21 protein-coding genes are annotated in these 26,993 nt (G+C 71.4%); 3 read left to right on the forward strand and 18 right to left on the reverse strand.

Annotation, left to right across the window (positions count from 1 at the left end; all coding sequences use genetic code 11):
- Positions 1–205 precede the first annotated feature (205 nt).
- From Pmi06nite_RS00765 to mraZ, 18 genes are all read right to left on the reverse strand, one after another.
- Positions 206–2,497, reverse strand: a complete 2,292-nt coding sequence (locus tag Pmi06nite_RS00765; RefSeq protein ID WP_203950808.1) for a hypothetical protein — start codon at positions 2,495–2,497, stop codon at positions 206–208.
- A 54-nt stretch (positions 2,498–2,551) separates the two neighbouring features.
- The gene (locus tag Pmi06nite_RS00770; protein ID WP_203950809.1) at positions 2,552–3,418 is read right to left on the reverse strand and encodes a DivIVA domain-containing protein; all 867 of its coding nucleotides are present in this window, start codon (positions 3,416–3,418) and stop codon (positions 2,552–2,554) included.
- Positions 3,419–3,469: 51 nt separating this feature from the next.
- Positions 3,470–3,757, reverse strand: coding sequence for a YggT family protein (locus tag Pmi06nite_RS00775; RefSeq protein ID WP_203950810.1), 288 nt, complete (start codon positions 3,755–3,757; stop codon positions 3,470–3,472).
- An 82-nt stretch (positions 3,758–3,839) separates the two neighbouring features.
- The gene (locus tag Pmi06nite_RS00780) at positions 3,840–4,367 is read right to left on the reverse strand and encodes a cell division protein SepF (RefSeq protein WP_203950811.1); all 528 of its coding nucleotides are present in this window, start codon (positions 4,365–4,367) and stop codon (positions 3,840–3,842) included.
- Positions 4,368–4,501: 134 nt separating this feature from the next.
- Positions 4,502–5,215 (reverse strand): YggS family pyridoxal phosphate-dependent enzyme, encoded by a 714-nt coding sequence (locus Pmi06nite_RS00785; protein WP_203950812.1) that lies wholly within the window; start codon positions 5,213–5,215, stop codon positions 4,502–4,504.
- Positions 5,216–5,227: 12 nt separating this feature from the next.
- Positions 5,228–6,637, reverse strand: a complete 1,410-nt coding sequence (gene ftsZ, locus Pmi06nite_RS00790) for a cell division protein FtsZ (RefSeq protein ID WP_203950813.1) — start codon at positions 6,635–6,637, stop codon at positions 5,228–5,230.
- Between the two features lie 220 nt (positions 6,638–6,857).
- Positions 6,858–7,532, reverse strand: coding sequence for a cell division protein FtsQ/DivIB (locus tag Pmi06nite_RS00795; RefSeq protein ID WP_239113421.1), 675 nt, complete (start codon positions 7,530–7,532; stop codon positions 6,858–6,860).
- The gene (murC, locus tag Pmi06nite_RS00800) at positions 7,529–8,926 is read right to left on the reverse strand and encodes a UDP-N-acetylmuramate--L-alanine ligase (RefSeq protein ID WP_203950814.1); all 1,398 of its coding nucleotides are present in this window, start codon (positions 8,924–8,926) and stop codon (positions 7,529–7,531) included. Before murC ends, Pmi06nite_RS00795 begins: the two co-directional genes overlap by 4 nt.
- Positions 8,927–8,975: 49 nt before the next feature.
- Positions 8,976–10,055 (reverse strand): undecaprenyldiphospho-muramoylpentapeptide beta-N-acetylglucosaminyltransferase, encoded by a 1,080-nt coding sequence (gene murG / locus Pmi06nite_RS00805; RefSeq protein ID WP_203950815.1) that lies wholly within the window; start codon positions 10,053–10,055, stop codon positions 8,976–8,978.
- A gap of 18 nt (positions 10,056–10,073) precedes the next feature.
- Entirely contained in the window at positions 10,074–11,324 is a 1,251-nt protein-coding gene (gene ftsW / locus Pmi06nite_RS00810) for a putative lipid II flippase FtsW (RefSeq protein WP_239113424.1), read from the reverse strand.
- A complete protein-coding gene (gene murD / locus Pmi06nite_RS00815; RefSeq protein WP_203950816.1) occupies positions 11,321–12,712 on the reverse strand; it encodes a UDP-N-acetylmuramoyl-L-alanine--D-glutamate ligase in 1,392 nt (463 codons plus the stop codon). The genes ftsW and murD overlap by 4 nt, the downstream gene beginning before the upstream one ends.
- The gene (gene mraY / locus Pmi06nite_RS00820; RefSeq protein WP_203950817.1) at positions 12,694–13,767 is read right to left on the reverse strand and encodes a phospho-N-acetylmuramoyl-pentapeptide-transferase; all 1,074 of its coding nucleotides are present in this window, start codon (positions 13,765–13,767) and stop codon (positions 12,694–12,696) included. Before mraY ends, murD begins: the two co-directional genes overlap by 19 nt.
- Entirely contained in the window at positions 13,764–15,131 is a 1,368-nt protein-coding gene (locus tag Pmi06nite_RS00825) for a UDP-N-acetylmuramoyl-tripeptide--D-alanyl-D-alanine ligase (protein WP_203950818.1), read from the reverse strand. The genes mraY and Pmi06nite_RS00825 overlap by 4 nt, the downstream gene beginning before the upstream one ends.
- Before the next feature lie 125 nt (positions 15,132–15,256).
- Positions 15,257–16,813, reverse strand: coding sequence for a UDP-N-acetylmuramoyl-L-alanyl-D-glutamate--2,6-diaminopimelate ligase (locus Pmi06nite_RS00830; RefSeq protein ID WP_203950819.1), 1,557 nt, complete (start codon positions 16,811–16,813; stop codon positions 15,257–15,259).
- A gap of 40 nt (positions 16,814–16,853) precedes the next feature.
- Positions 16,854–18,533, reverse strand: coding sequence for a peptidoglycan D,D-transpeptidase FtsI family protein (locus Pmi06nite_RS00835; RefSeq protein WP_203951004.1), 1,680 nt, complete (start codon positions 18,531–18,533; stop codon positions 16,854–16,856).
- An 893-nt stretch (positions 18,534–19,426) separates the two neighbouring features.
- Positions 19,427–20,119 carry a cell division protein FtsL gene (ftsL, locus tag Pmi06nite_RS00840; RefSeq protein WP_203950820.1) on the reverse strand — a complete coding sequence of 231 codons (693 nt, stop codon included), beginning with the start codon at positions 20,117–20,119 and terminating at the stop codon, positions 19,427–19,429.
- The gene (gene rsmH / locus Pmi06nite_RS00845) at positions 20,116–21,096 is read right to left on the reverse strand and encodes a 16S rRNA (cytosine(1402)-N(4))-methyltransferase RsmH (RefSeq protein ID WP_275409535.1); all 981 of its coding nucleotides are present in this window, start codon (positions 21,094–21,096) and stop codon (positions 20,116–20,118) included. Before rsmH ends, ftsL begins: the two co-directional genes overlap by 4 nt.
- Before the next feature lie 219 nt (positions 21,097–21,315).
- Positions 21,316–21,747, reverse strand: a complete 432-nt coding sequence (gene mraZ / locus Pmi06nite_RS00850) for a division/cell wall cluster transcriptional repressor MraZ (RefSeq protein WP_203950822.1) — start codon at positions 21,745–21,747, stop codon at positions 21,316–21,318.
- 460 nt (positions 21,748–22,207) lie between these two features.
- Between mraZ and Pmi06nite_RS00855 the strand changes: the two genes are divergently transcribed.
- Genes Pmi06nite_RS00855 through Pmi06nite_RS00865 form a run of 3 tightly spaced genes read left to right on the forward strand, consistent with a single transcriptional unit; the run spans position 22,208 to position 26,980 of the window.
- A complete protein-coding gene (locus tag Pmi06nite_RS00855; RefSeq protein WP_203950823.1) occupies positions 22,208–23,188 on the forward strand; it encodes an AAA family ATPase in 981 nt (326 codons plus the stop codon).
- 10 nt (positions 23,189–23,198) lie between these two features.
- Positions 23,199–24,425 carry a DUF58 domain-containing protein gene (locus Pmi06nite_RS00860; protein ID WP_203950824.1) on the forward strand — a complete coding sequence of 409 codons (1,227 nt, stop codon included), beginning with the start codon at positions 23,199–23,201 and terminating at the stop codon, positions 24,423–24,425.
- Positions 24,422–26,980 carry a transglutaminaseTgpA domain-containing protein gene (locus tag Pmi06nite_RS00865; RefSeq protein WP_203950825.1) on the forward strand — a complete coding sequence of 853 codons (2,559 nt, stop codon included), beginning with the start codon at positions 24,422–24,424 and terminating at the stop codon, positions 26,978–26,980. The genes Pmi06nite_RS00860 and Pmi06nite_RS00865 overlap by 4 nt, the downstream gene beginning before the upstream one ends.
- The last annotated feature ends 13 nt before the right edge of the window (positions 26,981–26,993 follow it).

The raw sequence follows: 26,993 nt of genomic DNA on the forward strand, positions 1-26,993 counted from the left end.
ACCACCGAGCCCTCGGGCGGCGCGCCTGCCGCGTCCGCCCGGGGGCTCTGCCGTTTCAACCCCCCGAGCCCACCCCGCGGGCAGGCGCCGTGCCGTTCACCTCAGTGGAGAAGGGCCTCTCGCTGGAGAAGGGCCCGGCCTCGCGGTCGCCTCAAGCGTTCGCGTACGGATACTCGCGCCGGCGAAACGCGGAGGGGCGCAGGGGTCAGCGGGTCTGACAGACCGAGCAGTGCGTGAGGCCCGCCTGCTCGGCGTCCTCCTTGGTCATGACCTCGATGCTGTCGTCGTCGATGCCGCTGATGAGAGGGCACTCCGAGCTGTGGTAGCGGCGGGTGCCGACCATCACCTTCACCGACCCCGGTGCGACACGTCGCGCGGTGCCCGGACGGATGGCCGCGAACGTGTTGGTGTTGTCGTCGTCCTCCAGCTCCGCGGAACGGGCGTCACCTGCGTCCGCGTCGCGAGGCCCCTTCTCGCCGCGGCCGGCGGCTGCCTTGTCGACCGTGTCCTCGCCGGAGTCCTTCTCCGTGACCCGGGCCGTGTCCCCGGCCGTTTCCTTCGTCGCGTCCTTGGCCGGACCTTCGGCGTCGGAGTCCTTCGCCGTGACCTTGACCGTGGTCGCTGCCCTGTCCTCGTTCTTGGCCTTGTCCCCGTTCTCGGCCCTGTCCTCGTTCTTGGCCTTGTCCCCGTTCCCGGCCCTGTCCTCCGTGGAGGCTCCGTCCTTCGCGTCACCGGACGCGCGACCCGCGGCATCTCCTGCAGGCCGTACGGGGCCGGACGCGGACTCAGCGCCCGCCTTGGAAGAAGCGGAGGCAGGCCTGTCAGTGGGAGCGGCGGCCGGCGCGTCAGGGGATCCCGCAGCGGACGCGCCCTGGGAAGCGGAACCCGGTGCGGAACCAGGAGAGGCGGGGATGGGCCGGAACCCGGCGCGCCCGGGTTGCGTGATCTCCGCCGCCGTCTCCGGCTCCGCGTCGGTGGTCCCTGTCACGTCGTCCCCGCGGTTCGCCGTGTCTGATCGGGACTTCCCGGTGCTCGGGGTATCGGCCGCCTTGGCCGTGACGCTCTCAGGCCGGGCAGTCTCGCGCCCGGCGCTCTTCGGGCTCCCGCTCTCGGGCTCGGCCCTGTTCGCCTCGGCGGCCTTCCGCCCGGCGCCCTCGGGCTCAGGACTCTCAGCCTCAGGACTCCTCGGCTCAGCGCTCTTCGGCTCAGCGCTCTTCGGTGCGGCGCTCTCCGTCTTCGCGCCCTCACCCGTCGCGGCCGGCTTCTTCGCACTCTCGGGCTCGGCGGTCCTCGGCCGTGAGCCCCCGGTCTCGGCGCCTCTGACCGCGTCGTTCTCAGACCCGGCCGTCGTGGCCTTCTCCGCACGACCCGAACCGGCCGGGGAGGACTCGGACGAGGAGGATCCGGGCTGCGCCGCCGCCGGCCTGCTTCTCGCCGCGCTGAACCAGTCGCCCTTGCCGTCCTGCTCAGACTGGACGGGCGAGCCCGCCGCCTTCTGCTCCGGCGGCGTCGGCCGGGAGTCGGCGCCCGAGGACGTGGGCGGCAACATGTTGCGCTGGAACCAGTCGAGTTGCGGTTTCTCGGTGCCGCCCGTCCCTGATGCGGCGGTCTCCGACGGGGTCTTCTCCGTCCGGGACTGCTCCGGCCGGGGCTGTTCGGAAGCGGTCCTCCGCCTGGCGGTGTCCGATCCGGCGGAGGAGCCGGGAACGTCGCCGCCGGTCGCGGAGTCCTTGCCCGGGGCGGCGTCACGGGCGGAGACCGAGCGGTGAACGGTCACCGTGTCGTCGGCCGGCACGGAATCCTTGGTGACCTTGGGGTCTGTCGTGTCCCTGCCACCCGTCGCGCCCGCCGGGCGGGTGGGTCCCGCCTCGGCACGCGAGCCCTGCCGACGGGTCGGCCTGGGCTGCGGAGGCTCGTCCACCACGCGGGGGGACAGCTCGGGCAGGCAGGTGGTGCAGGGGCTGAAGCCCTCTTCGCGGGCTTCCTCGTAGGTCAGCTCCTCGACCTCGCGGCCCATGAGCTGACGGCAGTTCGCCACATGGAAACGCCTACGGCCCGGGACGACCAGCACGATGTCCTCGGGGCCGAGCGGACGACCTGTATGCGCCGGCGAACGCCTGAGGGGGGCCGTCGCTCCGGCTTGACGGGGCGGGAACGGCGTGGGTGGCAGCGCCCCGTGGTGTGTTCCCGGCGGCGCCTGTGTCGGCGTGGTCACCGGGTGTCCCGGCGCCCCGCTGATGGCGGGGGCTCCGGCATGCGCGAGCTGGGAGACGGAGGAGGAACCCTGGGGGGTGAGATCCGGCCCGTCGGCGGCACGCCCACCGGCGGGGAACAGCAGATGACGCTTCACCAGCGCCCCGATGAGCAGGCAGACGGCGGCCAGAACCGCGATCACCATCGACCACATCACCAGGTACACCTTCGCCAGCGCCCACCCCGCGATGAGGATGAGGAGGGCGGCGATGGCGAACGCCAAAGCAGCGCTGAAGAGGATCACAGGGGGTTTCTCCGAGCTTGCGGGTCGCGGGGGGGCCAGGGGGTGACCCGCGGCCTACCTGCGGTCGGTGTGCTGCCCGTCAGGTCCGGGGAACGAGCCCGTGTGCTGCGAGGGCTCCTGACCGAACGGGTTGGGAGCCGCCTGCATCGGCTGGCCGCCCTGGGCGACGGCGTGCGCCATCGCCGGTGCTCCGCCCACCATGGGGAAGCCGCCGCTGCCCTCCGCCGCGACGGTGAGCTCCGCGAGCTGGTTCTCCAGGTAGAGCTTCAACCGGCTGCGGTACTCGCGCTCGAAGCTGCGCAGTTCCTCGACCTTGCGCTCGAGCTCGTCGCGGGTCTGCACCAGCGAGCCCATGGCCTGGCGGTGCCGCTCCTGCGCGTCGCGCTCCAGCGTCTCGGCCCGGGCGCGGGCGTCGCCGATGATCTGCTCGGCCTGGCGGCGTGCCTTGCCGAGGATGTCGTCGGCCTCGCGGCGGGCACGGGTCACCGTCTCGTCCGCCTCCCGGCGGGCGTCGGCGATGGCCTGGTCGGCGGTCTGCTGCGCGAGGGCGAGGACACGGGCCGCGGTGTCCATGTTGTCCTCGGCGGGCGGCAGGCCCATGCCGACGGGGACGGGCTCGGGACGCGCAGGCTCCGGGGGCTTGATCGGCTCAGGCTGAGGGATCATCATCTCCGGCTTGGGCTCGGCGATGGGGGCCGCCATCTGCATGGGACCTCCCATGCCCATGCCCATGCCACCGGGGACCTTGCCCCTCAGGCATTCGGCCAGCTTCGCACGGAGCTCCTCGTTCTCCTGAATGAGGCGGTCGAGCTCGGCCTCCACCTCATCGAGGAAAGCGTCTACCTCCTCCTCGTCGTACCCCGGCCGAAGCCGGGTGGTACTGAACTGCTTGTTCCGCACATCAGCGGGCGTCAACGGCATTTTGGGTCTCCTTGGCGCGCTCGGAGTCTTGTCCGCGGGGACGGTACCCGATCAACGAAACGCGTTCACGACTTGGATCAAGACCAAAACCACAATGAACAGCACAGTGAAGCTCAGGTCAAAGGCCACCGTACCCAACCTGAGGGGCGGAATGAAACGGCGGAGGAATTTGAGAGGAGGGTCTGTCACCGTGTAGATCGCCTCCGCCAGCACCAGAACGACCCCGGAAGGCCGCCAGGAGCGGGCGAAAGCCTGCACCGTCTCAAAGATCATTCTGCCGATCAGCAGAATCAGATAGAGAGTGAGGGCGATGGACAAGATCTCGCTAACGATCCCCATGGTCCGACCCCGCCTCCCTCTGGTTCCGCCGCATCCGGTCCCAGGGGGTACCGCTCAGCCGGTCACTGTTCATGATGGAACTCTAGCTCTGGTTGAAGAAGCCGCGTTCCGCGATTCGGGCCTTGTCTTCGGCGGTCACCTCAACGTTGGCGGGGGACAACAGGAACACCTTGTTGGTAACACGTTCGATGCTGCCGTGTAGGCCAAAGACGAGACCTGCCGCGAAATCGACAAGGCGCTTGGCGTCACTGTCGACCATCTCGGTCAGATTCATGATGACCGGCGTGCCCTCACGGAAGTGCTCCCCGATGGTGCGCGCCTCGTTGTACGTGCGGGGGTGGAGGGTCGTGATCCGCGCCAGATCGGTCGTACGACGCTCGAGCACCGCCGTCGGAGGCCGGGTGGCCGGGACGACGGTCTCGCCGTCCTCGTCACGCTCGTGGGGCGCCTGGTGCGTTCCCTGCGGCCCCGCGGCGAAGCCACGCCGCTGCAGGTCGTACTCGTCGCCGTATTCCTCGTCGGTGCCGTACTCGGTCCCGTACCTGTCTTCGTAGTGGTCGTCCTCCACGAGACCGAGGTAGACCGCCATCTTGCGCATCGCGCCGGCCATCGCTCGTCGTCCTCCGCGTTACTGGTGCCTTCAAGGTCCCTATGGGAAGGCCAGGGCGGTAGGCGTACCCCCCGTGGAGCTCACCGCTGATCGACCTCTGCCTGTCGCGGACACCAAGGTCCACTTGGGGGACATTACCTGACGAAGGGCTTCCGGCGACCGAGCAACGCCGTACCGACACGCAGGTGTGTCGCGCCGTTCGCTATCGCCTGGGCCAGATCTCCGCTCATACCCGCGGATATGACGTCTGCTGCCGGGTGTTCCTTCTGTACGGCTTGAGCCACCGAGTAAAGCCGGGCAAAGGCTTCTCCCGGGTCCTCTCCGAGCGGCGCGACCGCCATGACGCCCCGCAACCGGAGGCCGTCCGCCCTGGTCACGGCCTCGGCCAGAGGCAGAACCCCGGCCGGCGCCACCCCGCCCCGCTCCGCCGGGCCGCCTTCCCCGCCGCCCAAGGCGACCTGGATGAGGCAGCCCACCTCGCGCTCCTGCCGTACGGCCTCGCGGCTCAGCGCGTCCACCAGCCGGGAACGGTCGACCGAGTGGACGACGTCCGCGTAGGAGACGACCGAGCGGACCTTGTTGGTCTGTAACTGGCCGATGAAATGCCAGGTGAGACCCAGATCACCGCATTCGGCGGCCTTGTCGGCCGCCTCCTGGTCCCGGTTCTCGCCGATGTCGGTCACTCCGAGCCCCGCGAGCACGCGCACGTCGGAGGCCGGATACGTCTTGGTCACCGCGATGATCGTGATGTCCGAGCGGGCCCGTCCGGCCGCCCGGCAGGCCTGTTCGACACGCCGTTCGACGTCCGCCAGACCCGCCGCGATCTCATCGCGCCGTGCGTCATCCACGTGGTGCGGTGCTCACTTGAGGAAGTCCGGCACGTCGAGCTCCTCCTCCTGCTCCTCGAACACCACGGGACGGCGCGGGGCCGGCTGGGTGACGCGCGAGGTGATGGGAGTGGGCGGCTCCGGCGTGGGCCGCGGAATCGACAACGGTCCCGAGGTGCTCGCCTGCCCCTGCTCGGAACGGGCGCCCCCCTCGGCCGCCGCGTCCCGGCCGAACTGCGCCGATCCCTCGGACGCCGCGGCGGGCTGCGCCGCCGGTGCGACCGGCTGGCTCACGGGCGGTGCGGGCGGCGCCGCGGATCCCGCCGACGGAGCGACCGGCGGGACCGGCGTGGCGATCGGCCGGTTCAGCGGCAGGTCGGCCCGGACCTCCGGCTTGGCCGGTGCGGGCGGCGGCGCGGGCCGCGACGAGGGCGCCGGCGTCGGCGGGCGGGTCTGCTGGGGCCTCGACAGCGGCGCGGCCGCCGGCTTGGTCACGGCCGGCTCGTCGAACCCCGCGGCGATGACCGTCACGCGGACCTCGTCGCCGAGCGCGTCGTCGATGACCGTACCGAAGATGATGTTGGCGTCGGACGCGGCCGCGCTGGACACGAGCTGGGCCGCCTCGTTGATCTCGAAGAGACCGAGGTCGGACCCGCCGGCGATCGACAGGAGCACGCCGTGCGCGCCGTCGATGCTGGCCTCGAGCAGCGGGCTGGACACCGCCATCTCGGCCGCCGCGACGGAGCGGTCGTCTCCCCTGGCGTGACCGATGCCCATGAGGGCGGAACCGGCGCCGGACATGACCGACTTCACGTCGGCGAAGTCCAGGTTGATCAGGCCGGGCGTGGTGATCAGGTCGGTGATGCCCTGGACACCGGACAGCAGGACCTGGTCGGCGGCCTTGAACGCGTCGAGCACGCTGACCTGACGGTCGGAGATCGACAGCAGCCGGTCGTTCGGGATGACGATGAGGGTGTCGACGTCCTCGCGGAGGGTCTCGATGCCGGCCTCGGCCTGCATGGCCCGGCGCTTGCCCTCGAAGCTGAAGGGCCGGGTGACCACACCTATGGTCAGAGCACCCAGGGACCGGGCGATGCCGGCCACGACCGGCGCGCCGCCGGTGCCGGTGCCGCCACCCTCTCCTGCGGTGACGAAGACCATGTCGGCGCCCTTGAGGACTTCCTCGATCTCCTCGCGGTGGTCCTCGGCGGCCTTGCGGCCGACGTCCGGGTTCGCCCCGGCTCCGAGACCCCGGGTGAGCTCACGCCCGACGTCGAGCTTCACATCGGCGTCACTCATCAGCAGCGCCTGGGCGTCGGTATTGATGGCGATGAACTCGACGCCCTTGAGTCCCTCCTCGATCATCCGGTTTACGGCGTTCACTCCGCCGCCGCCGATGCCGACGACCTTGATGACCGCGAGGTAGTTCTGCGGTGCTGCCACGACGAGGGGCCTTTCCGCTCGTTTACGTTTCGTGCGGGCGGCGCCCGCGCTCTCTAACTCTCACCCTCAAGTTGAGATTTAGAGTTATGTCAACCTGAGATTGATACGGACAGTAGGGTTGCCCCTCCCCCAGGGTCAACTAACCGCGCCGCACGGCCGTCCGGCGTGTCGCGCGCTGTCCTTTTCGGTCGCGGGCCCGCCGAACCGCAGGTGAGATACCTCACTTGACGGTCACCACCTTGGGCGAGCTGATGTCGTAGCTGGTCGCGGGCCTGGTGAGCAGGGTCGTCAGCAGACGTCCCTTCTCCGCGGCGCGGCCGGCGTCGCCCCAGATGACGGTCCGGCCGTCGGTCAGCTTGAGCGTGACCGACTTGGGCGACGGCGCGCGCACCTGGCTGACCCGGGCCAGCACGTCCCCGGGGAGCACGCTCAGCACGGTGAGGGCGGAGCGGGTCGAGGGGTCGTCCGCGGCGAGGCGCTGGACACGCAGCAGCGGCAACCGCGGCGGTGCCACGGCCACTTCCCGCAGGATCACGCCGAAGCGGTCCAGCACCGCCGACCTGCCCGGGCCGAGGAGCGCGACCGCGATCGCCGTGCGCTCGACGACGGCCACCCGCAAGGTCCCCGGCCAGGCCCGGTCCACCCGGGCCGACTCGACCTCGCGGACGGCGCGCACCCGCTGCTCGACCAGTCCGAGGTCGACGGTGGCGAGCGGCGTGCCGAGCCGGACGCCCGCGGCCTGCCTGAGCTGATCGGCCGGCACGGTGACGTCCCCGGTGACCTCGATCGACCGCACACCGAGCACCGGCGAGAAGAACACCACCCAGGTGGCCACACCCACCACCCCGCCGGTGAGCAGGGTGGCCAGGATCGTGCGCCGGGTGGCGAGCCTCACCGTGCGGCCAGCTCCGCGACGATGCGGGGGCCGAGTTCCGTAACGTCGCCCGCGCCCATCGTGAGGACGATGTCCCCCGACCGCGCCCGGGCCGCCACGAGGGCGGGCACCGCGTCGCGGTCCGGCGCGTAGGCGACCTGCTCGGACGGCAGCGGCACCTTGCCGGCGACCAGCGCGCCGGACACGCCCGGCTCCGGATCCTCGCGGGCGCCGTACACGTCCAGGACGATGGCCTCGTCGGCCAGCCCCAGCGCCTCGCCGAACTCGGTCGCGAAGAACCTGGTGCGTGAGTAGAGATGCGGCTGGAACACGGCGATGACCCGGCCCTCGCCCTTCACCACGTCGCGCGCGGCGCGCAGATCGGCCGCCAGCTCCGTCGGGTGATGGGCGTAGCTGTCGAACACCGTGACGCCGCGGGCCTCGCCCTTGGCCTCGAACCGGCGCTTGGCGCCGGTGAAGGCCGACAGGCCCTCCCTGATCTCGCCGAACGGCAGGCCGAGCTCCAGCGCCACCGCGATCACCGCGGTCGCGTTCAACGCGTTGTGCCGCCCGGGGACGGCCAGCCGTACGGCGCCGTGCCCGGCGACGGTGAACTCCAGGCCCAGGCCGTGCGGCACCACGTCGGCGATCCGGTAGTCCGCGCCGGCGGCCTCGCCGTACGTGACGACCTTGAGGCCGCGCGCCCTCGCGATGGGCGCGAGGTCCGCCGAGCCCGGGTCGTCCGCGCACAGGACCAGCACCGAGCCGACCCGCTCGACGAAGCGGGCGAAGCTGTCGTAGACCGCCTGCGGATCCCCGTAGTTGTCGAGGTGGTCGGCCTCGACGTTGGTCACGACCGCGATGCGCGGCGCGAGCATGAGGAACGACCCGTCGCTCTCGTCGGCCTCGGCCACGAAGACCTCGCCGGCGCCCTCGTCCGCACCGAGACCGGTGGTGACGAGCTGACCGCCGACGCAGTACGACGGGTCGGCGCCGCACTTCTGCAGTGCGACCGTCAGCATCGAGGTGGTGGTGGTCTTCCCGTGGGTGCCGGCGATGGCGATGCCGTTGCGGCCGGCCATCACGGCGGCGAGGGCGGCCGCTCGCGGGATGACCCGGAGGTTCTGCCGCAGCGCCTCCCCCAGCTCGGGGTTGGAGTCGCGGATCGCGGTGGACACGACGACCGTGTTGACGTCCCTGATATGAGAGGCGGCGTGCCCCACGTGGACGGTGGCGCCGAGCTCGCGCAGCTCGTTCAGCATCTCGGAGGTGCGGGCGTCGCTGCCCGACACCGGCACTCCGCGCTTCAGCAGGATCCGCGCGATGCCCGACATGCCGGCGCCGCCGATGCCGATGAAGTGCACGCGGCCGAGGTCGGCCGCGGGAATGGGCTCCACAAGTTTGACGAGGCTCATCGCCCGATCACCTCTCCCCGTCCCGCCGGGGCCGCGCTCATGTACACGATCATCGGGAAGCGATCTCCAGCACCTTGCGGGCGAGCGTCACGTCGGCGTCCTTGCGGCCCATGCGGGACGCGGCCTCGGACATGGTCATGACGCGCTCCGGGTCGTTCAGGATGGGAAGCAGGGTCTCGACGATCCAGCGGGCGGACAGCTGGGCGTCGTCGATCATTATGCCCCCGCCGCCCCTGACGATCGGCTCGGCGTTGAGCCGCTGCTCGCCGTTGCCGTGCGGCAGCGGGACATACGCGGCGGGCAGGCCGACGGCGGTGAGCTCCGCGCAGGTCATGGCGCCGCTGCGGCACAGCGCGAGGTCGGCCGCGGCGTAGGCGTAGTCCATCCGGTCGACGTAGGGGAGGATCACGTACTGCGGGTCGCCGGGAGGCGGCTCCACCTCGACCGCGTTCTTCGGCCCGATCACGTGCAGCACCTGGATGCCGGCCCTGCGCAGGTAGGGCGCGGCCTCCAGCGCCGCCTGGTTGACCGAGCGCGCGCCCTGCGATCCGCCGAACACCAGCAGGGTCGGCCGGTCGGACTCGAGCCCGAAGTACGACCTCGCCTTGTCCCCCAGGGACAGGCGGTCCATGGTCGCGACCTCGCGGCGCAGCGGGATGCCGATGTACTCCGCGTTGGGCAGCGAGGCGTCCGGATGACCGGTGAAGACGTGGTCGGTCATGCGGGCGCCCAGTCTGTTGGCCAGGCCGGGACGCGGGTTGGCCTCGTGCACCACCATCGGGACGCCCCGCCGCCGCGCGGCGAGATAGGCGGGCGTCGCGACGTATCCGCCGAACCCGACGAGCACGTCGGCCTTGACCCGGTCGAGGATCCCGGCGGCGGCGTTGATCGCACCCGCCAGACGGCCGGGGACGGCGAGCAGCTTCGGCGTGATCGACCGGGGCAACGGCACAGCCGGCACTAGCTCGAGTTCATAGCCGCGGGCGGGGACGAGTCTCGTCTCCAGGCCCCTTTCCGTGCCGAGGCAGGTGATCCCGATCGCCGGGTCCTGCTGGCGAAGCGCGTCGGCCAGAGCGAGTGCCGGCTCGATATGGCCGGCCGTTCCGCCGCCGGCGAGGACCACCCTCATGTCACTCCTCGTTCCCTGTCAACGCCTCGGGCGGCCACCCAGGCCAAGCCAGCTTAGAGCCCTGGCGAAGGGTCCGGGTCCACGGACGGCCAGGGCCTCGGCGGCGCCGGGCTCCCGTTTGGCGAACGACAACAACATGCCGAGTGCCGCAAGGGTCGGCAACAGGGCCGATCCTCCGTACGACACCAATGGAAGGGGGATACCCGTGATCGGGAAGACCCCGATGACCGCGCCGATGTTCACGATCGCCTGACCTGCGATCCATGCCACGCAGGCGGCTGCCGCGAGGCGGATGAACGGCTCGGTGGTCCGCGAGGCGATCCGCAGCCCGGCGTATCCGAGCAACCCGAACAGAGCGACGACGACGAGCGTGCCCATGAGGCCGAGTTCCTCGCCCAGGATCGAGAAGATGAAGTCGCTCTCGGCGTGGGGCACCCAGTCCCACTTCTGCCGGCTGCTGCCGAGGCCGAGCCCGAACCAGCCCCCCGAGCCCATCGCGATCTGTCCCTGCGCCGCCTGGAAACCGGAGCCCTGCGCGTTCTCCCAGACCTTCAGGAAGCCCGTCAGGCGGTCCATCCGGTACGGCTCGACCATGATCATGATGACCGTGGCGAGCACGAGGAGCCCCAGGATTCCGCCGAACAGCCGCACCGGCGCGCCGACCACCCACAACAGGGCCAGGAAGATCAGCATGAGCACGATGGTCGTGCCCAGGTCGCGGCCCAGCATGACGAGCACGGCGATGATCGCCGTGCCGGGCATCAGCGGGATCAGCAGGTGCCGCCACTCGATCCGGCCGGCGCGGGCCTTCCTCGCGAGGAGGTCGGCCCCCCACAACACGAGACCGAGCTTGGCCGGCTCCGACGGCTGGATCGACAGGGGCCCGATCGCGATCCACCGCTGGGCGCCGAGCAGCTCCTCGCCGATGAAGATGACCATCAGCAGACCGATGATCGAGATGCCCATCAGCGGATATCCGGCCAGCCGGAAGAACCGCTGCGGCAACCGGGAGCAGATCCACATCAGCGGGATGCCGATCGCGACCGACATCGACTGCTTGATGAACCAGTAGAAGGGATTGCCGGTCTTCTGCAGCGCCTCGATGCTCGACGCGGACAGGACCATCATGAGACCCAGGGCCAGCAGCAGGGCGCTGCAGCCGAGCACCAGGTAATAGGACGTCAGCGGGCGGCTCAGCAGCTCCCTGAGCCCCGCGAGATGCGTGCGGGACCAGGTGGCGGGAGCCTGCTCCGCCTGCTGCGCCGTCACCGTTCCGCCAGGCGACGCACGGCTCGCGCGAATGCCTCCCCACGCGCTCCGTAGCTCACGAACATGTCCAGCGACGCCCCGGCGGGGGCGAGCAGCACGGTGTCTCCGGGGGAGGCGAGCCGGGCGGCTTCGGTGACGACACGGTCCATGACCCCAGTGTCTTGCCCTGGCACCTCCACCACAGGGACATCCACGGCGTGTCGCGCCAATGCCTCGCGGATTCGCTCCATGTCGGCCCCCAGGAGCACCGCCCCCTTCAGGCGCGGGGCGGCCTGCCGTACGAGGTCGTCGACGTCCGCGCCCTTGAGCTGGCCGCCGGCGATCCAGACGATCGACGGGTAGGACGCCAGGGAGGCGGCCGCCGCGTGGGGGTTGGTGGCCTTGGAGTCGTCCACGTAGTCGACGTCGGCGACCCGGGCCACGTGCGCGATCCGGTGGGGGTCGGGGACGAAGTCGGCGAGGCCGCGCCGTACCGCCTCGGGGGGCACGCCGTAGGCGCGGGCCAGCGCGGCCGCGGCGAGCGCGTTGGCCACGTTGTGCGGCGCGAAGGGACGGACGTCGGCGAGCGAGGCGAGCTCCTCCCCCTCGTTGACGGGGTCGGACACGAACGCCCGGTCGACCAGGAGGTCCTCCACGACGCCGAGCTGTCCCGGCCTCGGCACGCCGAGGGTGAAGCTCACCAGGCGCCGCCCCTGCCCGTACGGCTCGGCCAGCCGGGCCGACCCCTCGTCGTCGGCGTTGTAGACGACGATCCCGGCGTTCTCGAAGATCCGGGCCTTCGCCGCGGCGTACTCCTCCAGCGAGCCGTGCCAGTCGATGTGGTCGGGCGCCACGTTGAGGACGGCTGCGGCCATCGGCTCGAGGCTGGAGGACCAGTGGAGCTGGAAGCTGGACAACTCGACGGCGAGCACGTCGTACGGCCCGCGGACCGCCTCCACGATCGGAAGGCCGACGTTCCCCGCCGCGAGAGCCCTATGCCCGGCCGCCGAGAGGATGGAGGTGAGCATCCGGACCGCTGTGGTCTTGCCGTTGGTGCCGGTGAGCGCGAGCCAGGGGGCGGCGGAGCCGTCCGACGCGCGCAGGTGCCACGCCAGCTCGACCTCGCCGATCACGGCGATCCCGGCCTCGGCCGCGGCGACCAGCAGCGGATGGTCGGGACGCCACCCCGGCGAGGTGATGACGAGCGACGTGCCCTCGGGCAGGACCGGCTCGCCGAAGCGCACCTCGATCCCGGAGGCGGCGAGTTCGGCGGCCGCGGCCCGCTGCCGCTCCCCGTCGATCGCCTCCAGGACGATCACCCGCTCACCGCTCCCGGCGAGGCCGCGGGCGGCGGCCGTGCCGGACACCCCCAGCCCGGCGACGACGACACTCACTGTTTGGGCATCCATTCGAGGTAGAACAGGCCGAGCCCGGCGGCCACGCAGAGCGCGGCGATCAGCCAGAACCGGACCACGATCGTCGTCTCCGCCCAGCCCGACAACTCGAAGTGGTGCTGGAGCGGAGCCATGCGGAAGACACGTCTTCTGGTCATCTTGAAGAAGCCCACCTGGATGATCACCGACATGGTGATGATCGCGAACAGGCCGCCCAGGATGACGAGCAGTAACTGCGTGCGGGTGGTGAAGGCGAGACCCGCGATCACGCCGCCGAGTGCCAGGGAGCCGGTGTCCCCCATGAAGATCTTGGCCGGCGGGGCGTTCCACCACAGGAAGCCGAAGCAGGCGCCGAGCACCGCCGCGGCGACCACGGCGAGGTCGAGCGGATCGCGCACCCAGTAGCAGTTGGGGCCGAAGAACACCGTGCAGCTGTTGCGCAGCTGCCAGTTGCCGATCAGCACGTACGCCGCGAGGACCAGACAGGTCGCGCCCGAGGCCAGGCCGTCGAGGCCGTCGGTGAGGTTCACCGCGTTGGAGAAGCCCACGATGAAGAACAGCACCCAGATCGTGAAGCCCAGCAGGCCGATGGACGGGCCGAAGTCGCGCAGGAACGACAGCCGCGTCTCGGCCGGGGTGATGTCGTACCCGTTGGGGAACCGGACGACGAGCACCGCGAAGATCGCGCCGACGATGAGCTGGCCGGCCGCCTTCGCGCCGCTGCGCAGACCGAGGCTGCGCTGCTTGTAGATCTTGATGAAGTCGTCGAGGAAGCCGACCAGCCCGAGCCCCGTCATCAGGAACAGCACGAGCAGGGCGGACGCGGTCGGCGGCTCGACGTTGCCGGACAAGGCCGTCGAGAGATGGGCCGTGAAGTAGCCGATCAGCGACGCGATCACGATGACGGTGCCGCCCATGGTGGGCGTGCCCCGCTTGTCGTAGTGCCCGGAGGGGCCCTCCTCGCGGATGTTCTGGCCGTACCCCCGTCTGGCGAACAGCCGGATGGCCAGGGGGGTGCCGGCCATCGAGAGCAGCAGCGAAATCGCGGCCGCGATGAGGATGTTCCTCATCGGGCGTCACCTCCGAGGATCGCCTCGGCGACCCGTTCGAGCCCGGCCGCGCGCGGCCCTTTCACCAGCACCACGTCGCCGGGCGCCAGCCGTGCGGACAGTTCCGCCGTCGCGGCGTCCACGTCGGGGACGTGCAGCGCGCCCGGGGCGCCGGCGAGAACCGGCCCGGCGTCCTGCCCGACGACGATCAGAGCCTCGAGCCCGGAGCCCGCGGCGAGCCGCCCGAGGTCCTCGTTCAGGGCGGCGCTGTCCTCGCCGAGTTCGCGCAGGGACGCGATCACGGCGAAACGCCGCCGTGCCCCGCCGATCGTCGCGAGGCTCTCGAAGGCCGCCCGCATCGAGTCCGGATTGGCGTTGTACGCGTCGTTGATCACGGTGACGCCGTCCTGCCGGTCGGTGACCTCCATGCGCCACCGGCTTCGCGGCTCGGCCTGCGAGATCTCCTCGGCGATCGTGGCCACCGGCAGGCCGAGTTCGTAGGCCGCGGCCGCGGCGGCCAGCGCGTTCTCCACCGCGTGCGCGCCGTACAGGCGCAGGCGCACCGGTGCCGCGCCGGTCGGCGTGCGCAACGTGAAGGACGCGCGGCCACGCTCGTCGATCACCTCGTCCTCCGCGCGGACGTGCGCGTCCGGCGACCGACCGAAGTAGGTGACTCTGGCGTTCGTACGGCCGGCCATCGCGCGGACCAGGGGATCGTCGGCGTTGAGCACGGCGACGCCGTCCGCGGGCAGTGCCTCGACGAGTTCGCCCTTCGCCTGGGCGATCGCGTCCTTGCCTCCGAACACGCCGAGGTGGGCGGTGCCGACGTTGAGCACCACCCCGATGCGGGGCGGCGCGACGCTCGCCAGGTGGGCGATGTGGCCGATGTTCCTCGCGCTGAGCTCGAGGACCAGGAAACGCGTGGTCCGATCCACCTTCAGCACGGTCAGCGGGTGGCCGATCTCGTTGTTGTACGAGCCGACGGGGGCGACGGTGAGGCCGATGCGCGCGGCGAGCCGGGCCATCAGATCCTTCGTCGTCGTCTTTCCCGCCGACCCGGTCACGCCGACCACGGTCACAGCGGGCATATCGGATATCACGGCCCTGGCCAGATCGGCCAGTGCCGTCAGCACGTCGCCGACGATCACGGCGGGCGCCTCGACGGGCCTGGCGGCCAGGACGGCCGCCGCCCCCGCCTCATGGGCCCGCTGCGCGAAGTCGTGCCCGTCCACACGCTCACCCTTGATCGCCACGAACAGCGACCCCGGTTCGGCGGCGCGAGAGTCGATCACGACGGGACCGTGCACCACGGCCCGGGGGTCGGCCATGCCGGTCAGGGCGCCCGAGGTGATCTCGGCGATCCTGGCCAGCGGCAACGGGATCATGCGTCTTTCCTGCTCTCTTTCGCGTGATCAGTCGAGTTCAGCAATCTTAGAAGTCGGCCCGAGATCGTGAGACCAGGTACCGGAAGGCCGCCTGGGGGCGGCCGGGTCCCGCGCTGAGTCCGCGCTCACCCACCGACGGCTCCTCCACCCGGCGGCCCGCCCTGTTTCCTGCGGACGGACTCCGCCGCCACCTCGCGGTCGTCGAACGGGATGACCTGGTCTCCGATGTACTGACCCTGCTCATGCCCCTTGCCGGCGACCACGACCACATCTCCGGGCTCCGCACGGGAGATCGCGAGATCGATGGCGGCCGCACGGTCGGGCTCCATGATCACATGGCCGCGCTCGGCCTGCGGGACTTCCCGCACGCCGTCGAACATGGCCGCGAGGATCCCGAGCGGGTCCTCGGTCCTGGGGTTGTCGCTCGTGAGGATCGCGACGTCGGCCAGCCGGGCCGCCAGCTCACCCATCATGGGCCGTTTGCCCTTGTCACGGTCGCCCCCACAGCCGAGGACGATGGTGAGGCGGCCGCCGGGACCGTCGTCCAGGACCGAACGCAGCGAGGTCAGGACCGACTCGACCGCGCCCGGCTTGTGGGCGTAGTCCACGATCACCTGGTAACCGTCGGTTCCCCGCACCCGCTCCATGCGGCCCGGCACACCGGCGAACGCGGCGACTCCGGCCACCGCGGTCTGCAGGGAGATCCCCGCCTCCACGAGCGCAACGAGCACGCCGAGGGTGTTGGCCACGTTGAACGGCCCGGGCAGCGCCACCGACGCGTCGGCCTCGATCCCGCCCGGTCCGACGACGCGGAAGGCGCTCCCGTCGGAGCCCAGGCGCACGTTCTCCGCCCGCCACTCGGCCTCCGGCGCGCCGGAGGCGGAGAAGGTGATCATCGGGATCTCGGCCAGGCCGACCAGTTCGCGGCCGTGGGCGTCGTCGATGTTGACCACGCCGATCCGGGCGAACTCGGGGGTGAACAGCCGGGCCTTGGTCGCGAAGTAGTCGTCGAGGTCGCGGTGGAAGTCGAGATGGTCCTGCGACAGGTTGGTGAATATCGCGACATCGTAGAAGACGCCGTCGACCCGGCCGAGCGCGAGGGCGTGGCTGGAGACCTCCATCGCGGCGGCGGTCACGTCCTGCTCCCGCATCAGCGCGAACAGGCCCTGCAGATCGCTCGCCTCCGGAGTGGTCAGTTCGGGGACGAATCGCACGTCTCCCGCCCGGATCTCGACACCGCCGACGAGCCCGGTGCGGTGGCCCGCCGCCCGCAGTCCCGCTTCGAGCAGGAACGTCGAGGTCGACTTGCCGCTCGTCCCGGTGACTCCGATGATCGAGATGCCGGTCGCCGGCCTGCCGTACACCCAGGCGGCGACCCGCCCGAGCAGCGCCCGCGGGTCGGGCACGACCAGCACGGGCAGGCCCGTGGCCGCGGCGCTCTCGCGCCCGGCCTCGTCGGTGAGGACGGCCACGGCTCCCGCCGCGAGGGCGTCCGCGGCGAAGACGGCGCCGTGGGCGGTCTTGCCGGGGAGCGCCACGTACAGGTCACCGCGCTGAACGCGGCGCGAGTCGATGGTCAGGCCGGTGACGGCTCCACGAGCCGGCCTTGTTCCAGGAGAGGAGGCGCCGAGCAGGGCGGCCAGCCCGGACAGCGGGCGGGCGGGAGCAGCCACAGGACGCATAGAGGACGGGGGACGCACGGCGAGAGCGTACCTTTCCTCGTCACCCACCGGCGCGAAGGACGACATGCGGCGCCTTCGTCCCGGTTGGGGGAATCTTCCTGCTCTTCAACGCGAAGGTCATGACGTCCTTGAATACGGGGGCGGCCACCTCGCCGCCGTAATGACCGTTCTTGGGATCCTGGATGACGGCGAGCGCCACGAGCCGGGGGGCATCCGCCGGGGTGAACCCGACGAATGTCGCTGTGTAGCCGCAGTATCCCTTGCACTTCTCGTCATACCGCATGGCGGTGCCGGTCTTGCCCGCGACCCGGTAGCCGTCGATCGACGCGGCCGTGCCGGTGCCGTCATGCCCGACGGCGGCCTCCAGCATGCCCGCGATCCCGTCCGCCGTGGTCTGGCTGACCACCCTCGTCTGCTTGGGCGCGGCCGCGGCCACGAAACGCCCGTGCTCGTCGGTGGTCCCCGCGATGATCGACGGCGTGATCCGGACGCCGCCGTTGGCGATCGTCTGGTAGACGCTCGCCATCTGCAGGGCGGTGACCGAGATGCCCTGGCCGTACGCGATCGTGCAGCGCTGGCTTCCCGACCAGTCCTGGTAGGCGGGCAGGAGGCCCTCCTCCTCCCCCGGGACCCCGGCGCCGCTCTTGGCGCCGAACCCGAAGGACCGGAACATGTTGTAGAGCCTCTGGTCGGTGATCTGACGCGCGGCCATGATCGTGCCGACGTTGCTGGACTCGGCGATGATGCCGGTGAACGTCAGCGGCTCGGGCACGTGCGGGTGCGCGTCGCTGATCTCCCGGTCCGCGCAGGTGATGTGGTCGGGCACCCGGAAGACGGTCTCGGGGGTGACCGCGCCCGACTCGATGGCGCCCGCGGCCGTGATCACCTTGTTGGTGCTCCCCGGCTCGAACACCTCGGACACGGCCCGGTTCCCCCAGTCGGTCTCGGGGGCCGACTGCCAGTCGTTCAGGTCGACCTCGGGCGCGTTGGCCATGGCCACGATCTGCCCGGTCTTGATGTCCATGACGATCACGCTGCCGCTGCGCGCGTTGCTGGCCCTGACCTGCTTGGCGATGGCCTCCTGGGCGGCGTACTGGATGTCCCTGTCGATCGTCAGCCGCACGTCCCTGCCCGGCACGGGCGCCTGGCGGCTGGTCCGCGTCATCGGGATGCGCTGGCCGTCTCCGCCGATCTCGACGCTCTGCTTGCCGTCCTGCCCGGCGAGCACCTTGTCGTAGGTCTGCTCGATCCCCGACAGGCCGTGCCCGTCGAACCCGACGAAGCCGATCAGCCCGCCGGCCAGTGTGTCCCCCGGGTAACTGCGGCGGTAGGTCGCCTTGGTGCCCACGCCCTTGAACTGGTAGCTCATGATCTTGTTGGCGCGCGGCGGGTCGATGTTGCGGGCGACCACGATGTACCGCTGCGTGGTCTTGGCCAGCTTGGCCGCGATGTCCTCTTTGCGGAGGTTCAGCTCCAGGGCCAGTGTGGTCGCGATCTGGTCGCGGGCCGCGGGCGTGACGTCCGCCGGGTCGACGTAGATCTCCCGGGCGTCGTCCGTCACGGCGAGTTGCTTGCCGGAGACGTCCGTGATCGAACCGCGCCGCGCCGGCAGCGTCTCCGGCTGGACGCGCTGCAGCGCCGCCTTGGCCTGGAGCACCTTCGAGTCCAGCCCCTGGAGCTGGATGAGCCGGCCGGCGAAGAGCGACAACACGAACGCCATGACGACCAGCGCGGCGTTCAGCCGGCGGCCGGGATTGCCCAGCCGCAGAACGGCCGGCGGGCGCGGCGGCGGCGCAGGAGGACGCGGCGGCCGCGGCGGGCGGCCCTCGCCTGATCCCTGGGCACGGGTCGACGCGGCCTGTCCGGCGAGGCCGGCCCTGCCCGGCTGGGTGCTCTGACCGGTACGGCCCGGCCCGGTCTGACCGGGCCGGGGAGCCTGGCCCGGGCGGGTGGTCTGCGCGCCGCGCGTGGGCGCCTGGCCCGCGCGACCGGCCTGTCCATGCTGGGCTCCCGGTTGCCCGGCGCGCGAGGACTGACCCGATCGGCCGGACTGCGCTCCCGGTTGCCCGGCACCGCCGGACTGGCTCGACCGGGCGGACTGCCCTTGTTGCCCGGCGCCGCCGGACTGGCCGGTACGGCCGGGCTGCCCAGAGCGGCCGGACGGACCCGACTTGCCGCCGGCCGGAGGCTTCCCCGTGCCGGTCCCCTTGCCGTTCGCCGCCGGCTTGCCGCCTGTCTTCGCGTTGGACGCCGGATTGCCGGCCGCCGTGCCCTTGCCGGAGCCGCCCGGCTTGGCGGACTGCCCCGAGGAGGATCGGCCCGGCCGTGACGGCGGGGCCGGGTCGTCGGCACCGGGCGGCCCGCCGCCCCTCCGAGTCCCCCGCTCCTCGGCGGGCTCGTCAGGAGGCCCGAGCCGCTGAGAGCGGCCCGGGCGGCCGGGAAGGTCGGGACGAGGACGGCCGGACGGCCCGTCGGAGGGCCTCGCCGGGGAACCCGGCGCCTTCCTGCCGCCACCCGGCCCCTGGCCGCCGCGTCCGCTCGGACCCCCACCGCCCGGGCCGCCGCGCCCGCTGGGACCGCCGCGGCCGGGGCCCGGGCTCCGGCCGCCGTCCTTCACTTGACCATGCCCTCTTCACGTGGCGTGGCGGCGTCGGCCGCCCCGACCGAGGGACCCGTCTTGACGAAGCGCGGAGCCGTGGTGTCCTTCTCGACGCCGAGGGGCTTGGCGGCCTCCTCGATCGCGCCGGGCTGGTCCCAGATGCGCAGTTCGCCCTCCAGGGTCGCCGCCTGCTCATGGAGCTGGTCCGTGCTGGACCGCAGGTCGGTCAGCTTGAACGAGTCCTGGGCGAGGACGGTGTTCAGCAGCAGCAGGGTCACCAGGCCGCCGCACATCAGGCCGACGACGAGCAGCACGAACGGCGCCCTCGGCGGGCGCCGGAACGCGGAGCGTGCCGACCGTTCGCGCGAGGTCGCCTGGACCTCCGGCGCCTCGGCGCCGGCCGGTGCGACCCGCACGGGAGCGTCGGGGGTGAGGGTCTTGGTGCTGCCGCCCACGGGAGCGGCGTCCGGCGCCCATGCGGAGGCGGGACGCGTGGCCTGACCACGACGCGGGCTCGCCGGAGCCGGTGCCGGTGCCGCGGCCTGACCGCGACGCGCGCTCGCCGGGGCCGGAGCCTCGGTCTGTCCGCGCCGCTGGCTCGGGGCCTCCGGGGCGGACGTGCCGCCGCCGACCGGCCGACCGGTCCGCCTCGGCGGGGCGGGAACCCGCCGGGCCGCCGTCCTGCTGTCCTGCTCTGTCGTCCTCATCCCTGGCGGATCCTCTCTGCCGCCCGCAAACGGGCCGAGGCCGCCCGCGGGTTGCGGGCCACCTCGTCGTCGTCCGGGAGCTCGGCTCCCCTCGTCAGAAGGCGGAACCGTGGCTGGTATGCCTCCAGCGGGACCGGCAGCCCCGGGGGGCCGGTGTCCTTGGTTCGCGCCGCGAGAACCTGCTTGGTGAGCCGGTCCTCCAAAGAGTGGTAGGCGAGCACGACGGCCCGCCCGCCCAGCACCAGCGCGTCGAGCGCGGCGGGGAGGGCCTCCTCCAGCGCCGTGAGCTCTCCGTTCACCTCGATGCGCAGTGCCTGGAACGTTCTCTTGGCGGGGTTCCCCCCGGTCCGTCTCGTCGCGGCGGGGATCGCCGTGCGGACGAGATCGGCAAGTCGTTTGGTGGTGTCGATCGGGTTGCCGACACGCTCCTTGGCGATGAAGCCCGCCACGCGCGAAGCGAACCGCTCCTCGCCGTAGTCGCGCAGGATGCGGGTCAGCTCGGCCACGGAGTAGGTGTTGACGACGCGCTCGGCCGTCAGCTCCTGCTCGGGGTCCATCCGCATGTCCAGCGGGGCGTCGTAGGAGTAGGCGAAACCGCGCTCCGCCTCGTCGAGCTGCGGGGAGGAGACGCCGAGGTCGAAGAGGACGCCGTTGATCCGCGGCCGCCCCGCGGCCGCCAGCACTGCCGGCAACTCGTCCGAGACGGCGCGGACGATGGTCACGCGCCCGGCGTACGGCGCGAGCCGCCGCGTGGACCGCTCGATGGCGGTCGGGTCGCGGTCGATCCCCACGAGGTGGAGGTCCGGATGGGCGGCGAGCAACGCCTCGGCGTGGCCGCCGAGACCGAGGTTGGCGTCGACGACGACCGGGTCGGGCCCGGTCAATGCCGGAGCCATCAACTCCAGCACGCGATCGAGCATGACCGGAACGTGACCGCCCGTGTGCCCGAGTTCTGCCGACAACGCTTCCACCCCCAACTTGGCCGCTTCGATGCTCGCGGATATGCGGCTGCCGCCGGTGAATCACCCTCAGGGTCCCCACCCATGCCGGTCCCCCCTCGCGGGACCGACCCGTCCGGCCAGGTCCCCATCCGCATCGCCTGCCGGGACATCTGACACCGGGGAAGGTGCATCAGCTGCCGCGGGGAGCGGGTGGAGACCTCGCCGAACGTCACCGACGGGTCTGACGTCAAACGGTCACAGGATCCCTGGCAACACCTCCTCGGACAGATCGGAGAAGGCCTGCTCCTGGGCTTCCAGGTAGGTGTCCCATGCCTGGGAGTCCCAGATCTCCAGCCTGGTGTTGGCTCCGATCACCACGCAGTCGCGCTCCAGCCCCGCGTACTGCCGCAGGCTCGGCGGGATGGTGATGCGCCCCTGCTTGTCAGGAGTCTCGTCGGAGGCACTGGCGAAGAAGACGCGGCTGTAGTCGCGGACCGCCTTGGCGGTCACCGGCGCGGTGCGCAGAGCTTCGGTGATGCGCTGGAACTCCTCTACGGGGAAGACGTAGAGGCAGCGCTCCTGGCCTTTGGTGATCACAAGACCCTCCGCCAGCTCCTCACGATACTTCGCCGGCAGGAACAGCCGTCCTTTGTCGTCGAGGCGCGGTTGATGGGTGCCGAGGAACACCGGACCCACCTCCCGTGCCTTGCGGAGCGCTCAGCGCTGTAGCCCCTGCCCTCCACTGCGCACCACCATACTCCACTTCTCCCCACCGTCAACAGATTCAGACCGTGTCGGCATCGGTTTCGCGCCGCGTTTCCGCAGTTCAGGAAGGGTGGTGCGAAGTGGGGCACCCTGGACGCCCCTCACCGCGCCATGGGCGTGTCCGCACCCCGGAAACGGCCGCCCGGAAGCCGATTTCCCGCGCCCGCGCGAGTTCGGTGGAGGAAAGTGGAGCGGGCCATTGTCCGGGGATTCACACGAAAGTCGGCCAAGAAGGAGAACTCGTACCGAGGCCCCGTCACCGGTTCATCCGGATTTCTAGACAAAGTCGACCGGGAACCCCAGCAGTCATAAGGTCAGTACACAGAATGGAATAGCAACCTTTAACGCCCATTCTCTGGGACGCACCTTTCATGGAGGCCTGGTGGCAGCAACCCCCGACGTCACCGACGCGGAAACCCGGCTCGAGACTCTGGTCGACACCGCTGACCGGATCCGCAACGCGATCGAATCCGTGATCGAAGGCAAGAGCGACGTCATCCGCCTCACCGTCACCGTTCTCCTCGCCGAAGGCCACCTCCTGATCGAGGACGTGCCAGGTGTCGGAAAGACCATGCTCGCCAAGGCGCTGGCGCGCTCCATCGACTGCCCCGTCAGACGTGTGCAGTTCACCCCCGACCTGTTACCGAGCGACATCACCGGCGTGAGCGCCTACAACCAGCAGACCGGTGAGTTCGAGTTCAAGCCCGGCCCCGTCTTCGCCAACATCGTCGTCGGCGACGAGATCAACCGGGCCTCGCCCAAAACGCAGTCCGCACTCCTGGAGTGCATGGAAGAGCGCCAGGTCACCGTCGACGGCGAGACCTACCGGCTGGAATCACCCTTCATGGTCATCGCGACGCAGAACCCGATCGAGATGGAGGGCACCTACGCGTTGCCGGAGGCGCAGCGTGACCGCTTCACCGCGAAGATCGCGATGGGATACCCCGAGCCGGCCGCCGAGTTGGAGATGCTCGACGTCCACGGGGCCTCCCAGCCGCTCGACAAGCTCGATCCCGTCGCCACGACGGCCGAGGTCCGCGCGCTGATCGAGGCGATCCGCGCCGTGTACGTGTCGCAGCCGGTCAAGAGATACGCCATCGACGTCGTCGCGGCGACCCGGAACTCTCCCGACCTCCTGCTCGGCGCCTCCCCCCGCGCCACCCTCCACCTGGTGCGCAGCGCCCGGGCGCACGCCGCGCTCTCCGGCCGCGATTACGTCATCCCGGACGACCTGCAGGATCTGGCGGTGCCCGTCCTCGCGCACCGACTGCTGCCGAGCATGGAGGCCCAGGGTCAGCATCGCCGCCCCGAGCAGGTGATCGACGAACTGGTCCGCCGCGTCCCGGTGCCGGACATCAAGTAACGGAGGCCCGATGACGGGGTTGAAGGCTCTGACCTCGCGGGGGCGTTCGTTCCTCGCGTCGGGCGTCGCGGCACTGCTGTGCGCCTTCATTCTGGGCGAGAGCGACCTGCTACGGGTCGCCGTCCTGATCATCGCGATGCCGCTGCTCGCCTCAATGGTCGTGTCGCGGACTCGCTACCGGCTGCGGAGCACGAGGCGGCTCAGTCCCTCTCGCGTGGAGGTGGGCAACGACAGCATCGTGACCCTGCGGCTGGAGAACGTCACGCGCCTGCCGACGGGTCTGCTGCTGGTCGAGGACAACCTGCAGTACACGCTGGGCAGCCGGCAGCGGTTCGTCCTGGACCGGATGGAGTCCCGCGGCGTCCGGGAGATCGACTACAGGGTGCGGTCCGATCTGCGCGGGCGCTTCCCGATCGGCCCTCTCTCCGTGCGGATCACCGACCCCTTCGGGCTGGTGGAGCTCGCCCGGTCGTTCACGGTCACCGACACACTCGTCGTGACTCCCCAGGTGATTCCACTGCCGGCCGTACGCCTCTCGGGAGAGTGGACGGGCGGAGGCGACAGCCGTACACGGTCGGTGGCCGCGGCGGGCGACGACGACGTGGCGCCACGCGAGTACCGCCAGGGCGACGATCTGCGGCGCGTGCACTGGCGCTCCACCGCACGGCACGGCGAGCTGATGGTCCGGCGCGAGGAGCAGCAGTGGCAGAGCAGGGGCGCGCTCCTGCTCGACACGCGCAGGCACGCCCACCGCGGAACGGGACCGTCGTCGTCCTTCGAGGTCGCGGTCTCCGCGGCGGCCTCGATCGGGGTGCACCTGTCCCGTGAGGGGCTGGGCCTGCGCCTGGTCACCGACCAGGGCGCGCAACATCTCGCCGACTCGGGGACCTCCTGGTCGCTGGTCGACACCCTCTCCGTCGTACGGCAGAGCGCCACGCGTTCTCTCGAACACGGGGTCACGGCGCTCCGCCAGGGTGCCGGCGACGGGCTGATCGTTGCGGTTCTGGGCTCGATCGACGCGGAGGAGGCCCGCGCGCTCGCCAGGCTGAGGCATCCCGGAGTGACCGGCGTCGCGGTCATGCTCGACGTGGCCACGTGGGACCAGTTCCCCGACGAGGCGGCCGAGTCCTCCCGCGCCCTGCTCTCCGGTGCGGGATGGCGGGTCCTCAACCTCCCCGCGGGCACGTCGCTCGCCACCGTCTGGCCGGAGGCGGCCTACAAGAGGAGTGCGGCATGAGACTCCCGATCGCCGCCGGGCTGGCCACGGCCGCGGTTTCACTCACGCTCTACCCGCTGTTCGAGGGGGGCTCCTGGTTCTGGGCGAGCATGGGGGCGATCGTCGTCACCGCCGCCATCGGAATGGGCGCCTCCCGCCTCGCGGCGCCACCATGGGCCGCGCCGCCCGCCATGGTCCTCGCACTCGGCGTCTATCTGACGGCCGCGTTCACGGGGAGCAAGGCGTGGATCGGGTTCATCCCCACGAAAGACTCGGTGATGCTGCTCGGCGAGCTGCTCGGCAGCGGGTTCGACGACATCCAGCGGTTCGCCCCTCCCGTGCCGGCCAACACGGGGATCACCCTCCTCACGGCCGGCGGCGTGGGACTGATGGCCGTCCTCGTCGATCTCTTCACCGTACGGCTGCGCCGGGCCGCGCTCGCGGGACTCCCGCTGCTGGCGCTGTTCACCGTGCCCGCGGCGGTGCTGACCGACCCGATCAGCTGGCCCGCCTTCGTGATCGGGGCCTTCGGGTACATCGGCCTGCTGGTCGCGGACGGGCGGGAACGGCTCGGCAAGTGGGGCCGGGCCGTGTTCGTGCGGCGGACGAGGGCCGTGACCACGGACGCGGCGCCCGACACCGGGCGGCTGGCGCTGTCGGGCCGGCGGATCGGCGTGACGGCCATCGGACTGGCCGTCCTGCTGCCGGCGCTGCTGCCGAACCTGGCGCCCGCTCCCCTGTTCAGCTTCGGCGTGGGCAACGGCCTGGGCCCGGGCGGCGGCAACATCGGCATCCCCGACGCGATCGCCGAGCTCGGAGGCGAGCTGCGGCAGGAGGCCAACAACACCGTCCTGACGTACACCAGCAGCGACGACCAGCCCCGCTACCTGCGGATCTACTCTCTCGACGTCTTCGACGGGACGAAGTGGACGGTCAACCCGCTCAGAGGACGCCCGGAGGACCGGGTGTCCGAGGGGCCGCTGCCCCCCGCCCCGGGACTCGACCCGGCGACGGCGGTGAAACGGGCCGAGACGCACATCGCGATCAGTGACGACATCCGGACGCTGAGGTTCCTGCCGCTGCCCTACCCGGCGACGCAGGTCGCCGCCGACGGGGACTGGCGGGCCGACCGCAACTCCCTCATGGTCTTCTCCACCGACGACGAGGCGGCCGGGCTCGACTACCGCGTCGTGACGGGCGAGCCGCAGCCCACACCCGAACAGCTGGACCTGGCGGCGCCGGAACCCGGCTCGAGCGGCCGGCGCTACCTCGACCTGCCTCCCGGTCTCGACCCCCGGGTGGCCGGCCTGGCTCAGCGGGTCACGGAGGGAGCGACGACCCCCTACCAGCAGGCCGTGAAGCTCCAGGAGTGGTTCACCAAGAGCGGCGCGTTCACCTACAGCCTCAAGGCGAGCGGTTCAGGCGGCGACGCCCTGTCGCAGTTCATCCTGACCGACCGCTCGGGGTACTGCGAGCAGTTCGCGAGCGCGATGGCGGTCATGGCGCGGATGCTCGGCATCCCGGCCAAGGTGTCGATCGGCTTCACCGGCGGCACGAAGATCGGTGACAAGTGGACGGTGCGCACCCACGACGCCCACGCCTGGCCGGAACTCTATTTCGCGGGAGTCGGGTGGCTCCGCTTCGAGCCGACTCCGGGAGGCGGCGCCGGCCAGGGAACGGCCCAGGTGCCGCAGTACACCCTGCCGGTGACTCCCACCGCGAGCCCGTCCCCCGGCGCCTCGCCGGGCGCGTCGGCCGGTGCGGACGACGCCACCGGCGACTCCGGCCCCGCCCCGCGCAACCCCCGGGAGATCGACCGCGACCTCGGCGGCGTGCCGATCGTCGCCGATCCCGGCATGCCCCTGCTGGTCAAGATCGCCATCGGGGTGGCGGCGGCGCTGCTGATCCTGCTGATCCCCGCCGCGGTACGGCTGTCGGCCCGATACCGGCGTCGCAGGGCCATGGACAGGCCGGCCGCCACCGGTCCCGATCCAGACGGCGTTCTGGCCGTGTCCGGTGGGACCCCTTCGAGGACGGCGCCCGCCGTCTCCGCGGATCCCCCCGCACGCGGCGCCTCCGCCGTGGAGGCGGCGTGGGCCGAACTGTGCGACATGCTGATCGACTTCGGCAGGGCGCGGAGACCGGGTGAGAGCCCGCGTGCCCTCGGGCGGCGGGTGGCGGAGACCCTGAGTGCGGACCCCGGGACCATCGCCTCGATCACCGCGATCACCTCGGCCGAGGAGCGGCGGAGGTACGCCCGCACGGTCGACGGACCGGCCCCCGCGGCCGCCGATCTCAGGCGGGTGAGGCGGACGCTCGCGGCCGCCGCGTCGAGGAAGCGGCGCCTGGGCGCGGCCCTCGCGCCGCTGTCCACGCTGCTGCGTCTGCGGGCGCTCGGCGAGAAGGCTCTGGACGGTTTCGACCGGCTGGAGAACATCCGGCTCGTGGCGGGGAGATCGCGGGGCGGGACGGGCGATGCGGCGGACGACACGGCGGGGAACCGCGCGGTGACGGTGCGAGACGTTCAGGGGAATGGCTCAAGCCGGGAGCGGAGCCTCACCGGGTCCCGGAGCTAGCGGGGGCGCCTGG

Origin of the sequence: Planotetraspora mira (genome assembly GCF_016863275.1) — a bacterium.
In the GTDB taxonomy this organism is placed as follows: Bacteria; Actinomycetota; Actinomycetes; order Streptosporangiales; family Streptosporangiaceae; genus Planotetraspora; species Planotetraspora mira.

Excerpts from the sequence above, each read along its gene's own strand:
- Pmi06nite_RS00770 (WP_203950809.1), bottom strand. The coding sequence starts at position 3,418 with ATGCCGTTGACGCCCGCTGATGTGCGGAACAAGCAGTTCAGTACCACC.
- Pmi06nite_RS00775 (WP_203950810.1), bottom strand. The coding sequence starts at position 3,757 with ATGGGGATCGTTAGCGAGATCTTGTCCATCGCCCTCACTCTCTATCTG.
- Pmi06nite_RS00780 (WP_203950811.1), bottom strand. The coding sequence starts at position 4,367 with ATGGCCGGCGCGATGCGCAAGATGGCGGTCTACCTCGGTCTCGTGGAG.
- murC (WP_203950814.1), bottom strand. The coding sequence starts at position 8,926 with ATGAGCCTCGTCAAACTTGTGGAGCCCATTCCCGCGGCCGACCTCGGC.
- murG (WP_203950815.1), bottom strand. The coding sequence starts at position 10,055 with ATGAGGGTGGTCCTCGCCGGCGGCGGAACGGCCGGCCATATCGAGCCG.
- murD (WP_203950816.1), bottom strand. The coding sequence starts at position 12,712 with ATGGATGCCCAAACAGTGAGTGTCGTCGTCGCCGGGCTGGGGGTGTCC.
- mraY (WP_203950817.1), bottom strand. The coding sequence starts at position 13,767 with ATGAGGAACATCCTCATCGCGGCCGCGATTTCGCTGCTGCTCTCGATG.
- Pmi06nite_RS00825 (WP_203950818.1), bottom strand. The coding sequence starts at position 15,131 with ATGATCCCGTTGCCGCTGGCCAGGATCGCCGAGATCACCTCGGGCGCC.
- Pmi06nite_RS00830 (WP_203950819.1), bottom strand. The coding sequence starts at position 16,813 with ATGCGTCCTGTGGCTGCTCCCGCCCGCCCGCTGTCCGGGCTGGCCGCC.
- Pmi06nite_RS00835 (WP_203951004.1), bottom strand. The coding sequence starts at position 18,533 with ATGGCGTTCGTGTTGTCGCTCTTCGCCGGCCGGCTCATCCAGCTCCAG.
- ftsL (WP_203950820.1), bottom strand. The coding sequence starts at position 20,119 with ATGAGGACGACAGAGCAGGACAGCAGGACGGCGGCCCGGCGGGTTCCC.
- Pmi06nite_RS00860 (WP_203950824.1), top strand. The coding sequence starts at position 23,199 with ATGACGGGGTTGAAGGCTCTGACCTCGCGGGGGCGTTCGTTCCTCGCG.
- Pmi06nite_RS00865 (WP_203950825.1), top strand. The coding sequence starts at position 24,422 with ATGAGACTCCCGATCGCCGCCGGGCTGGCCACGGCCGCGGTTTCACTC.